General features: G+C 69.7%; 12 protein-coding genes. 7 read left to right on the forward strand and 5 right to left on the reverse strand.

Features of this window, described 5'->3' with window-relative positions; genetic code table 11:
* Positions 1 to 32: 32 nt before the first annotated feature.
* Positions 33 to 1,178 (forward strand): thiolase family protein, encoded by a 1,146-nt coding sequence (locus tag C1737_RS26050; RefSeq protein WP_067924686.1) that lies wholly within the window; start codon positions 33 to 35, stop codon positions 1,176 to 1,178.
* Complete coding sequence (locus C1737_RS26055; RefSeq protein WP_082973168.1) at positions 1,175 to 1,978, forward strand: crotonase/enoyl-CoA hydratase family protein; 804 nt, start codon at positions 1,175 to 1,177, stop codon at positions 1,976 to 1,978. Before C1737_RS26050 ends, C1737_RS26055 begins: the two co-directional genes overlap by 4 nt.
* Here C1737_RS26055 and C1737_RS26060 read toward each other — a convergent pair.
* On the reverse strand, positions 1,975 to 2,991 hold the full coding sequence (locus C1737_RS26060; RefSeq protein ID WP_102419813.1) for an NAD(P)/FAD-dependent oxidoreductase: 1,017 nt from the start codon (positions 2,989 to 2,991) through the stop codon (positions 1,975 to 1,977). The two genes, C1737_RS26055 and C1737_RS26060, sit on opposite strands and share 4 nt — an antisense overlap.
* Complete coding sequence (locus tag C1737_RS26065; RefSeq protein WP_067920865.1) at positions 2,988 to 3,488, reverse strand: isoprenylcysteine carboxyl methyltransferase family protein; 501 nt, start codon at positions 3,486 to 3,488, stop codon at positions 2,988 to 2,990. The genes C1737_RS26060 and C1737_RS26065 overlap by 4 nt, the downstream gene beginning before the upstream one ends.
* A gap of 184 nt (positions 3,489 to 3,672) precedes the next feature.
* Between C1737_RS26065 and C1737_RS26070 the strand changes: the two genes are divergently transcribed.
* Both C1737_RS26070 and C1737_RS26075 read left to right on the forward strand, forming a co-directional pair.
* On the forward strand, positions 3,673 to 4,818 hold the full coding sequence (locus C1737_RS26070) for an NAD(P)H-binding protein (protein WP_102419814.1): 1,146 nt from the start codon (positions 3,673 to 3,675) through the stop codon (positions 4,816 to 4,818).
* The gene (locus C1737_RS26075; RefSeq protein ID WP_067920870.1) at positions 4,815 to 5,537 is read left to right on the forward strand and encodes a CPBP family intramembrane glutamic endopeptidase; all 723 of its coding nucleotides are present in this window, start codon (positions 4,815 to 4,817) and stop codon (positions 5,535 to 5,537) included. Before C1737_RS26070 ends, C1737_RS26075 begins: the two co-directional genes overlap by 4 nt.
* Here the strand turns inward: C1737_RS26075 and C1737_RS26080 are convergent.
* The gene (locus C1737_RS26080; protein WP_102419815.1) at positions 5,500 to 6,873 is read right to left on the reverse strand and encodes a DUF2867 domain-containing protein; all 1,374 of its coding nucleotides are present in this window, start codon (positions 6,871 to 6,873) and stop codon (positions 5,500 to 5,502) included. The genes C1737_RS26075 and C1737_RS26080 overlap by 38 nt on opposite strands.
* A gap of 85 nt (positions 6,874 to 6,958) precedes the next feature.
* Positions 6,959 to 7,768: an enoyl-CoA hydratase gene (locus C1737_RS26085; RefSeq protein WP_102419816.1), complete on the reverse strand. Its 810-nt coding sequence runs from the start codon at positions 7,766 to 7,768 to the stop codon at positions 6,959 to 6,961.
* A 97-nt stretch (positions 7,769 to 7,865) separates the two neighbouring features.
* Here C1737_RS26085 and C1737_RS26090 point away from each other — a divergent pair, with 97 nt between their 5' ends.
* A complete protein-coding gene (locus C1737_RS26090) occupies positions 7,866 to 8,951 on the forward strand; it encodes a CaiB/BaiF CoA-transferase family protein (RefSeq protein WP_102419817.1) in 1,086 nt (361 codons plus the stop codon).
* A gap of 53 nt (positions 8,952 to 9,004) precedes the next feature.
* Complete coding sequence (locus tag C1737_RS26095) at positions 9,005 to 9,757, forward strand: 3-hydroxyacyl-CoA dehydrogenase (RefSeq protein WP_068053923.1); 753 nt, start codon at positions 9,005 to 9,007, stop codon at positions 9,755 to 9,757.
* 133 nt (positions 9,758 to 9,890) lie between these two features.
* Here the strand turns inward: C1737_RS26095 and C1737_RS27410 are convergent, their stop codons facing one another.
* Positions 9,891 to 10,013, reverse strand: coding sequence for a hypothetical protein (locus C1737_RS27410; protein ID WP_085981634.1), 123 nt, complete (start codon positions 10,011 to 10,013; stop codon positions 9,891 to 9,893).
* A gap of 310 nt (positions 10,014 to 10,323) precedes the next feature.
* On the opposite strand from C1737_RS27410, the gene C1737_RS26105 reads away from it, so the two are divergent.
* Positions 10,324 to 12,645, forward strand: coding sequence for an MMPL family transporter (locus C1737_RS26105; RefSeq protein ID WP_102419818.1), 2,322 nt, complete (start codon positions 10,324 to 10,326; stop codon positions 12,643 to 12,645).
* Positions 12,646 to 12,674 lie beyond the last annotated feature (29 nt).

The raw sequence follows: 12,674 nt of genomic DNA on the forward strand, positions 1-12,674 counted from the left end.
CCTGAGGTTCTAGCGTCAAAGGAGACACAACCATGGCCGAAGCCGTCATCGTCGAGGCAGTGCGCTCACCGCTCGGGAAGCGCAACGGCGGACTGGCCGGGGTGCACCCGGCCGACCTGTCGGCGCAGGTCCTGAATGGGCTGGTCGACAAGGCCGGTATCGACCCGGGAATCGTCGACGACGTCATCTGGGGCTGCGTGATGCAGGCGGGCGAGCAGGCCCTCGACATCGGCCGCACCGCGCTGCTGGCCGCCGGCTGGCCCGAGACCGTGCCCGGCGTGACCGTCGACCGGCAGTGCGGGTCGAGCCAGCAGTCCATCCACTTCGCCGCGGCGGGCGTGGTCGCCGGGCACTACGACGTCGTCGTCGCCGGCGGTGTCGAGTCGATGTCACGGACGCCGATGGGATCGTCGCTGGCCAACGGCGGCAACCCGTACCCCCAGGCTTTCAAGGACAGATACCACCGGACGCCGAACCAGGGCATCGGTGCGGAAATGATCGCCGAACAGTGGGGCTTCGACCGGCTCGCGCTCGACGAATTCTCCTTGGGATCGCACGAAAAGGCCGCCGCCGCACAGGATTCCGGTGCTTTCGACGACCAGATCGTCGGCATCAAGGATCAGGACGGGAACGTGGTTCTCAAGGACGAGGGCATCCGCCGCGGTACCCCGATGGAGAAGATGGCGTCGCTGAAGCCGGCCTTCAAGGAGGACGGGGTGATCCACGCGGGCAACTCCTCGCAGATCACCGACGGTTCGGCCGCCCTGCTGTTCATGTCGGCCGAGAAGGCCAAGGAACTGGGCCTCACGCCGATCGCCAAGGTGCACACCGCGGTACTGGCCGGCGCCGACCCGGTGATCATGCTGACGGCGCCCATCCCGGCGACGCAGAAGGCGCTCAAGAAGTCCGGCCTCTCGATCGGTGACATCGGGGCCTACGAGGTGAACGAGGCGTTCGCGCCGGTTCCGCTGGCGTGGCTGAAGGACATCGGGGCCGACGAGAAGAAGCTCAACCCCAACGGCGGCGCCATCGCGCTGGGTCACCCGCTTGGCGGCTCGGGCGCGCGGCTGATGACCACCCTGCTCTACCACATGCGGGACAAGGGAATTCGTTACGGCCTGCAAACCATGTGCGAGGGCGGCGGCCAGGCCAACGCCACCATCGTGGAGCTCCTGTGACCGACGCCCCCGCCGACCAGCCGGCGGTGCTGGTCGAACGCCGCGGCAACGTCATGGTGATCACCATCAATCGGCCCGAGGCCCGCAACGCCGTCAACGGCGCCGTGAGCATCGGCGTCGGCGACGCGCTCGACGAGGCGCAGCACGACCCCGAAGTGCGGGCCGTGGTGATCACCGGCGCCGGCGACAAGTCGTTCTGCGCCGGCGCCGATCTCAAGGCGATCTCCCGCCGGGAGAACCTGTATCACCCCGACCACGGCGAGTGGGGTTTCGCCGGCTACGTGCATCACTTCATCGACAAGCCCACCATCGCGGCGGTCAACGGCACCGCGTTCGGCGGGGGCACCGAGCTGGCCCTGGCCAGTGACCTGGTGGTCGCCGACGAGCGGGCCCAGTTCGGCCTGCCGGAGGTCAAACGCGGGCTCGTCGCGGCCGCCGGCGGTGTCTTCCGGATCGTGCAGCAGCTCCCGCGCAAAGTGGGGATGGAGCTGCTGTTGACCGGCGAGCCGATCACCGCCGCCGACGCCTTCGAGTGGGGCCTGATCAACCAGGTCGTCGACGAGGGCACGGTGCTGGAGGCCGCGCTGGCCCTGGCCGCGCGAATCACCGTCAACGCGCCCCTGTCGGTGCAGGCCAGCAAGCGCATCGCCTACGGGGTCGACGAGGGTGTCATCACCGACGAAGAGGCGGGCTGGGCGCGGACGATGGCCGAAATGAGCATCCTGATCAGGTCCGAAGACGCCAAGGAGGGGCCGCTCGCTTTCGCCGAGAAGCGGGAGCCGGTCTGGAAGGCCCGCTAACCCGCCAGGACGTTCACCCCGCGCTGGAACACGCCAGGCAGCAGCGCGCAGGCCGGCACGATGGTGCGGCGGGTCGCCGGCGGGGCGCTGGCCAGCACCAGCCCCCGGGTGAGTAGCCGGTAGCTGCGGGTGATCCGTTGCCACGCAAGCTCATACGACGCGGGCGTTTCGTCGACGATCGCGGCGACGGCGGCGCCAGCTTGTTTGACCGCCAGGCTGATGCCCTCGCCGGTCAGCGCGTCCTCGTAGCCCGCCGCGTCGCCCACCAGGAGCACCCGCCCCGCGACCCGCCTGGACACGACCTGCCGCAGCGGGCCACATCCGCGGGCCGGCCCCCGCGCCGCGCCCTGCAACCGCCCGGCCAGCCCGGGGAACCAGCCCAGGTCGGGCCGGCCCCGGGACAGGATCGCGACGCCGACCAGGTCCGGCTCCACCGGCGTCACATACGCCTCACCCCAACGCGACCAGTGCACCTCGACGAATTCCGACCAGGCGGGCACCCGGTAGTGCCAGCGCACGCCGTAGCGCCGCGGTGTCCCGGCCGTCGCCGCGATTCCGGTGGCCCGCCTGACCTGTGAGTGCAGTCCGTCGGCCGCAACCATCCATCTCGCACGCACACCGGCGGCGGCCACCCCGCGAGCGTCCTGGTGCACGGTGGTCACCCGGGCCCGAAGCCATTCGGTGTCTTGCTCTTTCGCGCGCGCGGCCAGCGCCGCGTGCAGCGTGGTCCGTCGCACCCCCCGGCCGGGCCCGCGGTGAAACCGCGCCTGCGCCCGGCGGTGTTCGCTGACATAGGCGATGCCATGAAAGGGCATACCGGCGGGGTCGACGCCGAGGGAGGTGAGCTCGGCGAGCCCGCCGGGCATCAGGCCCTCGCCGCACGCCTTGTCGATGGGGCCCTCGCGCGGGTCGGCGACGATGACCGAGAGCCCGTGCCGGCGTGCGTGCAACGCGGTGGCCAGGCCCCCGGGTCCGCCCCCGACGATCAACAGGTCGGTGTCGTAATCGCTCACGTGTAACCCAGAGCCGAATTCTCGACCTGCAGCCGCACCCTGAGCAACGCCGCGTTGGCCAGCGTGAACACGGCGGCCGTCAGCCACGCCGTGTGCACCAACGGCAGCGCCACCCCCTCGGCCACCACTGCAACGTAGTTGGGATGGTGCAGCCAGCGGTAGGGGCCCTGGCGCACGAGCGGGGCATCCGGCAGCACGATCACCCGGGTGTTCCACCGCCGGCCCAGCGTGGCGATGCACCACCAGCGCAGGCCCTGGCTGAGCGCCACCACCGCCAGCATCGGCCAGCCCAGCCAGCCGATGAACGGCCGGTGCAGCGCCCACGGCTCGAGAATGCAGCCGACCAGCAGTGCGGTGTGGATGAGCACCATCACCGGGTAATGCGGGCGACCAAACTCCCTGGCGCCCTGGGCAAAAGACCACCGCGCGTTCCGGTTGGACACCACCAGCTCAGCGACGCGTTCGATGGCGACTGCCAGGACCAGCAGGTAATACATGTCTCCACTATCTATGGATGAGGGTTCCTTGTACCCACGGTGCCGCCGACGCGGCGGTTCAACCCCGCGAGCGTAACGGCATGGCGAAAATTCGGCCCGAAAAGCGCCGTGGCGTTACGTACGCGACGAGAGATTCTCGTGCCCGTTAGGTTTGCGCGCATCGCCGCGGGGCTAGTGTCCAAGTATGCGGATCCTGGTCACAGGCGCCACCGGCTATGTCGGATCGCGGCTGGTCACGGCGCTGCTGGCGGACCGGCACCACGTCGTGGCCGCCACCCGAAAACCCGCGCGCCTCAGGCGGTTCGGCTGGTTCGGCGAGGTCACACCGGTGGCGCTCGATGCCGCGGATCCCGCCTCGACCCGAGCGGCCTTCGCCGAATCCGGACCCGTTGACGTGGTGTATTACCTGGTGCACGCCATCGGTCAGCCCGGCTTCCGGGACGCCGACAAGGCCGCGGCCGCCAACGTGGCGGCGGCGGCCCGGGACGCCGGCGTGCGACGCATCGTCTACCTGGGCGGGTTCGTGCCCGCCGACGAGGTGCTGTCCGAGCACCTGACGAGCAGGGCCGAGGTGGCCGAGGCGCTGACGATCCCGGGCGGGCCGGAGGTGGTGTGGCTGGGCGCGGCGATGATCATCGGGGCGGGATCGACCTCGTTCGAGATGATGCGCTACGTCGGGGACCGTTTTCCGCTCATCCCCATACCGACCTGGATGGACAACCCGATCGACCCGATCTCGATTCGCGATGTCCTGCACTACCTCGTCGCCGCCGCCGACCCGGGCGTGGTGCCGGCGGGGGCGTACGACATCTCTGGCCCGGACACCACGTCCTACCGCGAGCTGCTCAAGACGTATACGCGCATCTCGGGCCGGTGGCACGCCGGCTTGCCGGTCGGCAGGGTCGACACGGGGCTGGCGTCGCTGATCACCGGCGTCGCCCTTCCGGTGCCGCCGGGGCTGGCCGGCGATCTGGTCGAATCGCTGGATCACCCGATGGTGGCGTCGAAGGGCGACCTACGCGATCGCGTGGCCGACCCGCCCGGTGGGTTGCTCGGCGTCCAGGACGCCATTGCCCTAGCCTTGGCCGATCAGCCGAATCGCCCGTCCCCGGTCAACGCCCTGGCCGACCCCCATCACCTCGCCGACACCGATCCCGCGTGGGCCGGCGGTGACGCGCGGCGCATCCGCCACCTGGCCCGCCGCCTCACCCCGCCCGTCGTGCGGCCGGCTTTGGGGCTGGTGGGCATGGTCCCCGGTCCGCTCGCCGGCGCGCTTCGAACCGGCCTCGACCTCCTGATCGCCCTGACCCCGAAGGTGCATCCCGCATGAGCCAGTCAACCGCCCCGTCCAACACCGGCGTGCTGTCCGAGTGGTGGCGCGCCCTCAACAAGGTCGCCGTGCCCCATCATGAGTCGCCGGCCGTCGTGCGACGCCGGCGCGTCATCGTGACGATCACGCTGGTGGTCGGCGCGGCGATGCTCGGGTTCTCGCTGCGGCGTCACCCGGGGGAGTCGAGCTTCTACTGGCTCACGCTGGCGCTGGCGGGGGTGTGGTTCGCCGGTGGGCTCATCTCCGGCCCGCTACACCTGGGCGGCATCTGCTGGCGTGGCCGCAACCAACGGCCGGTCATCACCGGAACGACGATCGGTCTCCTGCTCGGCGCCGTCTTCGTGGTGGGCGGGCTGATCGCCCGGGAGATCACGCCGGTGGCGGAGTTGATAACCAGGGTGCTGGAATACGCCCACCACGGGTGGTATCCGGTGATCGTGGCGATCACCCTGGTCAACGGCGTCGCCGAGGAAGTGTTCTTTCGCGGCGCGCTCTACACGGCCCTGGGCCGCTATCACCCCGTCCTGATTTCGACCGTCCTCTACGCCTGCGCGACGCTGGCCAGCGGCAATCCGATGCTCGGCTTCGCCGCGGTCATCCTGGGGACGGTCTGCGCGTTCGAGCGCCGGGCGACCGGCGGGGTCCTGGCGCCGATGCTCACCCACCTGGTGTGGGGGCTGATCATGGTTCTCGTGCTGCCCCCGATGTTCGGGGTCTAACGCCGGCCGGGCCGACGACCTCGCGGGCCAGCGCACGCATCCTGGCGGCGTGGACCGGCCGCGCGAAGAACCAGTACACCCGCCCCGGGATGCCGCGCGGCAGAAAGATGGACCGCTGGGTGTAGCGGCTGCCGCGGCCCTGTTGCGGTGCGACCGCGATCTCGAGCCATTCCCGTCCCGGCGCCCGCTTGGTGGAGCGCAGCCGCAACAGCGTTCCCGGCTTGCGCTCCTCGACCGTCCAGGCCGCCCGCGAAGTCACGGCGTCCTCCGCCGCCTTCCAGACGGCGGCGGGTTCGGCGGGGGTGTGCGCGGCGCGCGCATCGGTGTAGACGATTTCGCCCGCCCACTGCGGGTCGCTGGGCAGCGCCTCGGCCGGTTCGGACCGCAACGACGACCACGAGGGTTCCGGGACTCCCCGAGCGGCGCGGCTGAGCGCCAGTTGGACGGACCGGCGGTAGGGGATCAGGCCGCCCGGCGGGGGCGCGATGACGCTGTCGACGTCGTGGTTGCGCATCACCGCGTCGCATTCCAGCGACTCGATCAATGGGCGCGCCAACCCCGGCGGGATCGGCGTCACCGTTCCGACCCAGAGGCTGGCGATCGTGGGCGTCAAGAACGGCAGCACGATCAGATAGCGCTTACCCAGCCCCGCGACTTCGGCGTAGACGCGCATCATGTCGCCGTACTCCAACACGTCGGGTCCGCCGATGTCCCAGGTGCGCGAGAACGGCACCGCGGCCGTCGCCGCGGCCACCAGGTAGTACAGCACGTCGCGCACCGCGATCGGCTGAATCTTGTTGTGCACCCACTTCGGGGTGGTCATCACCGGCAACCGGTCGGTGAGGTGCCGGATCATCTCGAACGACGCCGACCCCGAGCCGACGACGACGCCCGCCTGCAGCACCAGCGTCTCGATGCCCGAGGCGATCAGCGCATCGCCGACCGCCGTCCGCGATTCCAGGTGCGGTGAGAGCTTGCGGCCCTCGGGATGCAGCCCACTCAAGTACACGATGCGCCGCACCCCCGTGCGACGGGCCGCCGTGACGACGTTGCGCACCGCGCGCGTCTCCTCGTCGGCGAAGTCCTTCGCCGAGCCCATCGAATGGACCAGGTAGTAGACGACATCGATGCCGGCGAACGCCGCGATCAGCGAATCGACGTCACCGAGGTCCCCGCGCGCGACCTCCGCCTGCTGCCGCCACGGCACGTCCGCCAGCTTCGCCGGGTTGCGGGCCAGGGCGCGCACCGGGTGGCCTTCGTCCAGGAGTCGGGGCACCAGCCGGGCACCGATGTAGCCGGTCGCCCCGGTCACCAGGCATCGCACCTGTCCAGCCATGGATTCTCCGTCCGTCGCCTTCGGAATTATTCGGACCCGACGCGGGGAGGATTACCGGCGTGGGCCACCGGTAAGCGCCACGGGCTCAGCGATCGGTGAACTCCGGCGCGCGGCGCTGTTGGAAAGCCTTTGTGCCCTCCACGAAGTCGTGGGATCGCAGCAGCACTGCCTGCCCCTCGTATTCGCGCTGCAACGCCGGCTCCAACTGGGTGAGCGTGGCCGCGTTGATCGCCAGCTTGGTCTTGCCGAACGCGGCGACGGGCCCCGCCAACAGCCGGGCGATCACCTTGGCCACCTCGGCCTCGAATTCGGCGGCCGGGTACACGGCGCTGACCAACCCCCACGACAGCGCCTCGGCGGCCGGTAGGCGTTCGGGCAGCAGCGCCATGTGCATCGCCCGGATGCGGCCGACGGCGGCCGCGATCAGCGCCGACGCGCCGCCGTCGGGCATCAGGCCGATCTTGGTGAAGGCGAGCATGAAAAAAGCGCTCTCCGAAGCCAATACGATGTCGCACGCCAGGGCCAGGGAAACGCCGACGCCGGCCGCCGGTCCCTGGACCACGGCGACCACCGGGTGTGGCACGGCGGCGATCGCCCGGATCAGCCGGTTGATCTCTAGGACGATCTCGTCGGGCGAGAGCCCGGTCCCGGACACGTCGTCGGCGCTGATCCCCGCGCCGGAGCAGAAGCCGCGGCCCGCACCCCCGAGGCGCACCACCTTCACCTCCGGATCCGTCGCGGCGCGTTCCATTGCGTCGGCGATCCCGGTAATCACCGGCACGGTCAGCGAATTGAGGCTGTCGGGCCGGTCGATGGTCACCGACAGCACGCCGTCGGTCAGCGTGACGGAAAGGCCTGCGACGGGGGTCAGGGTGTCGATCGCGGATTGCGGCATGGGCTCACCCTAAGTGACCGGGCTGCGCGCCCGTTGCGGGCGGCTGCGAAGATGCCAACAACAACGGACGTCAGAGCAGACGAAAGGTCGGTGGGTCGTGGCTGGACCGCTGAAGGGACTTCGGGTCGTCGAGTTGGCCGGCATCGGGCCGGGCCCGCACGCGGCGATGATCCTGGGGGATCTGGGAGCCGACGTGGTGCGCATCGACCGGCCATGGACCGGTCCCGGCGGTGTCGCGAAGGACGCCATGCTGCGCAACCGGCGCGTCCTGACCGTCGACCTCAAGTCCGACGAGGGCCGAGCCGTCGTGCTCCAGCTGGTGGCCAAGGCCGACGTGTTGATCGAGGGCTTCCGTCCCGGTGTCACCGAGCGGCTCGGCCTCGGGCCCGAGCAGTGCGCCGAGGTCAACGAGCGGCTGATCTACGCCCGGATGACCGGCTGGGGGCAGGCCGGCCCGCGCAGTCAGCAGGCGGGCCACGACATCAACTACATCTCGCTCAACGGGATCCTCCATGCCATCGGCCGGGCCGGCGAGCGACCGGTGCCGCCGCTGAACCTGGTCGGTGACTTCGGCGGGGGCTCGATGTTCCTGCTGGTCGGCATCCTGTCCGCGCTGTGGGAGCGGCAGACCTCCGGCAAGGGCCAGGTCATCGACGCTGCCATGGTCGACGGCTCCAGCGTGCTGATCCAGATGATGTGGGCGATGCGCGGGCTGGGCATGTGGTCGGACGTGCGCGGCACCAACATGCTCGACGGCGGCGCGCCCTACTACGACACCTATGAGTGCGCCGACGGGCGCTACGTCGCCGCCGGCGCCATCGAGCCGCAGTTCTATGCGGCCATGCTGGCCGGGCTGGGGTTGGACGCCGCCAACCTGCCGGCGCAGAACGACGTCAGCCGCTGGCCCGAGCTGCGCGAGGCGCTGACGGCGGCCTTCGCCGGGCATGACCGCGACCACTGGGCGAAGGTGTTCGCCGATTCCGACGCCTGTGTGACACCGGTGCTGGCGTTCGGCGAGGTGCACACCGAGCCGCACATCACCGAGCGGAACACGTTCTACGACGTGGACGGCGGTCTGCAGCCGTTGCCGGCGCCGCGGTTCTCCCGCACCAAGCCCGACGTTCCCCGGCCGCCGGCCGCGCCGCTGCCCGACGTCGAAGCCGTTCTGAGCGACTGGGTATAGTCGCCAACCAACTGGTTGGCTGGACTCGCAACGATTCTCAAGGAAGGACTCGTATGAAGATCAAGGACGCCGTCGCCGTCGTCACCGGGGGCGCCTCGGGCCTGGGCTTGGCCACCACCAAGCGGCTGCTGGACGCCGGGGCGCAGGTGGTGGTGATCGACCTGCGGGGCGAAGAGGCCGTCCAAGAACTCGGCGAGCGCGCCCGTTTCGTGCAGGCCGACGTCACCGACGAGGCGGCCGTCGGCAAGGCGCTCGACACCGCCGAGTCGATGGGCCCGCTGCGCATCAACGTCAACTGCGCGGGCATCGGCAACGCCATCAAGACGCTGTCCAAGGACGGCCCGTTCCCGCTCGATGCGTTCAAGAAGGTGGTCGGGGTCAACCTGATCGGCACGTTCAACGTGCTGCGGCTGGCCGCCGAGCGCATCGCCAAGACCGAGCCCATCGGGGAGGAGCGCGGCGTCATCATCAACACCGCCTCCGTCGCCGCGTTCGAGGGCCAGATCGGCCAGGCCGCCTACTCGGCGTCCAAGGGCGGCGTGGTCGGCATGACGCTGCCGATCGCGCGCGACCTGTCGCGCGAACTCATCCGCGTGGTCACCATCGCGCCCGGGCTGTTCAAGACCCCGCTGCTCGGTTCGCTGCCCGAGGAGGCCCAGAAGTCGCTGGGCAAGCAGGTGCCGCACCCGGCCCGGCTCGGTGACCCCGACGAGTACGGCGCGCTCGCGGTCCACATCATCGAAAACCCGATGCTCAACGGCGAGGTCATCCGCCTGGACGGTGCCATCCGCATGGCGCCCCGCTGAGTCCCCCGAACACGAAAGCCCCCCGCGAGAAGCGGGGGGCTTTCGTATCGGAGAGAGACTTTTATCGACGGAACCATCGACTGACAGCGGGTTCGGCCATCAACAGCCGTGCGAGCATACTCATGGCGTCAGCTCAGCTCGCCGCTTGCAGTTCTTCGAACTGCTCGGAGGTCTCGCCTTCCACCAGCACGTCGCCGTGGTAGAGGGCTTCGAAGTCAACCTTGATGACGTCTGCACTCGTGTCGTCGATCCACATGACACTGAGCGTATGGGCCACCATTAAGGAATCTTTGAGTCACGATTCGGAAAATGGTGGCAATTTACCGGCGGGTAGGTTCAGGGCTGTCAAGCCCGGCTTTTGGCCTCGTGACCTGCTTAATTACCGGCCAAGTTTCTGGCCGGACTCTTAGGGTGGCACCGGTTTAGAAATCGCGCGTTGAACCCTGCGGCCGCCCCCGCGCGTGCTTGAAGAGGAATCTGTTTGACGCGTGAAAACTAGCGTTTGTTAGGTTGTCGCCGGTACGCCAGCGGCCAGCGCGATCAGCACGGCGGCGGAAGGGCTCGACATGCTGCAGGGGATCGCCCGCATGGCCATCGCGGCGCCCCGCCGCATCATCGCCATCGGTGTCCTGGTTTTCGTCGCCGCCGCGATCTTCGGCATCCCGGTCGCCAAGAGTCTGTCTCCCGGCGGTTTCCAGGACCCCCACTCGGAGTCCGCCCGCGCGATCCAGGTGCTGACCGACAAGTTCGGCCAGAGCGGTCAGCAGATGCTGATCGTGGTGACCGCTCCCGGCGGCAGCGACAGCGCACAGGCCCGCACCGTGGGCACCGACCTCGTCAACCAGCTGCAGAAGTCACCCCTGGTCTACAACGCGTCGTCACCGTGGACGGTCCCACCTCAAGCGGCCGCCGATCTGCTCAGCCGCGACGGCAAGTCGGGCCTGATCGTGGTGAACCTCAAGGGCGGCGAGAACTACGCACAGAGCAACGCCCAAACCGTCGCCGACCAATTCGTCCACGACCGTGACGGCGTCACCGTCCGCGCCGGCGGCGCGGCCATGCAGTACGCGCAGATCAACACGCAGAACCAGGCCGACCTGCTGGTGATGGAGATGATCGCGCTGCCGCTGAGCTTCCTGATCCTGATCTGGGTGTTCGGCGGGCTGCTGGCGGCGGCGTTGCCGATGGCGCTGGGCGCGCTGGCCGTCGTCGGGTCCATGACGGTGTTGCGGCTGATCACGTTCACCACCGAAGTGTCGATCTTCGCGCTCAACCTGAGCACCGCGCTGGGCCTGGCGCTGGCCATCGACTACACGCTGCTGATCGTCAGCCGCTACCGCGACGAGTTGGCCGAGGGCGCCGACCGGGACGAGGCGCTGATCCGGACCATGGCGACCTCCGGGCGGACGGTGTTGTTCTCCGCGGTCACCGTGGCGCTGTCCATGTCGGCGACGGTGGCGTTCCCGATGTACTTCCTCAAGTCGTTCGCCTACGCCGGCGTGGCCACCGTGGCCTTCGTCGCGACCGCCTCGATCGTGATCACCCCGGCCGCCATCGTGCTGCTGGGCCCCCGGCTGGACGCGCTCGACGTGCGCCGGCTGATGCGCCGGGTCTTCCGGCGTCCGGAGCCGGTGCGCAAGCCCGTCGAAGAGCTGTTCTGGTATCGATCGACCAAGTTGGTGATGCGCCGCTGGGCGCCGATCGGTGTGACCGTCGTTGCGCTGCTGCTCCTGCTCGGGCTGCCGTTCATGGGCGTCAAATGGGGTTTCCCGGACGACCGGGTGCTGCCGCGGTCGACCTCGTCGCACCAGGTCGGTGACCAGCTGCGCAACGATTTCGCGAACGACTCCGCGACGTCCGTGCCGGTCGTCGTCCCCGACGCGCGCGGCCTGAACCCGGCGGACCTCGACACCTACGCCGCAGACCTGTCGCGGGTGCCCGGCGTCGCGGCCGTGTCGGCCCCCGGCGGGGCGTTCGTCGGCGGGAACCGGACCGGGCCGCCGGTGGGGGCCACCGGCCTGGCCGACGGCAGCGCGTTCCTGACCGTCAGCAGCACAGCGCCGCTGTTCTCCGCGGCGAGCGACGCCCAACTCCAGCGATTGCACCAGGTGCCCGGGCCGGCGGGGCGGTCCGTCGCGATGGGTGGCGTCGCGCAGGTCAACCGCGACAGCGTCGACGCGGTCACCGACCGCCTGCCGCTGGTGCTCGGGCTGATGGCCGCGATCACCTTCGCGTTGCTGTTCCTGCTCACCGGTAGCGTGCTGCTGCCGGTTAAGGCGCTGGCCTGCAACATCCTGTCGCTGACCGCGGCGTTCGGTGCGCTGGTGTGGATCTTCCAGGACGGGCATCTCGGCGCGCTCGGCACGACGCCGAGCGGGACGCTGGTCGCGAACATGCCGGTGCTGCTGTTCTGCATCGCCTTCGGGCTGTCGATGGACTACGAGGTGTTCCTGCTGTCCCGTATTCGGGAGTACTGGCTCGCGTCCGGGGCCGCTCGACCGGCGAAGCCGAGCCCGAAGCAGGCCGACGCCGCCAACGACGAGAGCGTGGCGCTCGGGGTGGCCCGCACCGGCCGGGTGATCACCGCCGCCGCGCTGGTGATGTCGATGTCGTTCGCCGCGCTGATCGCCGCGCACGTGTCGTTCATGCGGATGTTCGGCCTCGGCCTGACGCTCGCCGTGTTCGCCGACGCCACCCTGGTGCGGATGGTCGTGGTGCCCGCCTTCATGCACGTGATGGGCCGGTGGAATTGGTGGGCGCCCAGGCCGCTGGCCTGGCTGCACGAGCGGTTCGGCATCAGCGAGGGCGGGGCCCACGAGCGCGGATACGTCGAGGCGATCCCGCTTGACGGCGGCCCGCTGGGGGAACCCGTGGCCAACATCGGTTAAGCACCCGCCCTCGCCGGCAACACCCCTAT

The organism is Mycobacterium sp. 4858 (assembly GCF_900240975.1).
Taxonomy (GTDB): domain Bacteria; phylum Actinomycetota; class Actinomycetes; order Mycobacteriales; family Mycobacteriaceae; genus Mycobacterium.

Bases quoted from the DNA above. Each gene is read 5' to 3' on its own strand.
- C1737_RS26050 (WP_067924686.1), top strand. From the start codon at position 33: ATGGCCGAAGCCGTCATCGTCGAGGCAGTGCGCTCACCGCTCGGGAAG.
- C1737_RS26065 (WP_067920865.1), bottom strand. From the start codon at position 3,488: ATGTATTACCTGCTGGTCCTGGCAGTCGCCATCGAACGCGTCGCTGAG.
- C1737_RS26070 (WP_102419814.1), top strand. From the start codon at position 3,673: ATGCGGATCCTGGTCACAGGCGCCACCGGCTATGTCGGATCGCGGCTG.
- C1737_RS26075 (WP_067920870.1), top strand. From the start codon at position 4,815: ATGAGCCAGTCAACCGCCCCGTCCAACACCGGCGTGCTGTCCGAGTGG.
- C1737_RS26080 (WP_102419815.1), bottom strand. From the start codon at position 6,873: ATGGCTGGACAGGTGCGATGCCTGGTGACCGGGGCGACCGGCTACATC.
- C1737_RS26085 (WP_102419816.1), bottom strand. From the start codon at position 7,768: ATGCCGCAATCCGCGATCGACACCCTGACCCCCGTCGCAGGCCTTTCC.
- C1737_RS26095 (WP_068053923.1), top strand. From the start codon at position 9,005: ATGAAGATCAAGGACGCCGTCGCCGTCGTCACCGGGGGCGCCTCGGGC.
- C1737_RS27410 (WP_085981634.1), bottom strand. From the start codon at position 10,013: ATGTGGATCGACGACACGAGTGCAGACGTCATCAAGGTTGACTTCGAA.
- C1737_RS26105 (WP_102419818.1), top strand. From the start codon at position 10,324: ATGCTGCAGGGGATCGCCCGCATGGCCATCGCGGCGCCCCGCCGCATC.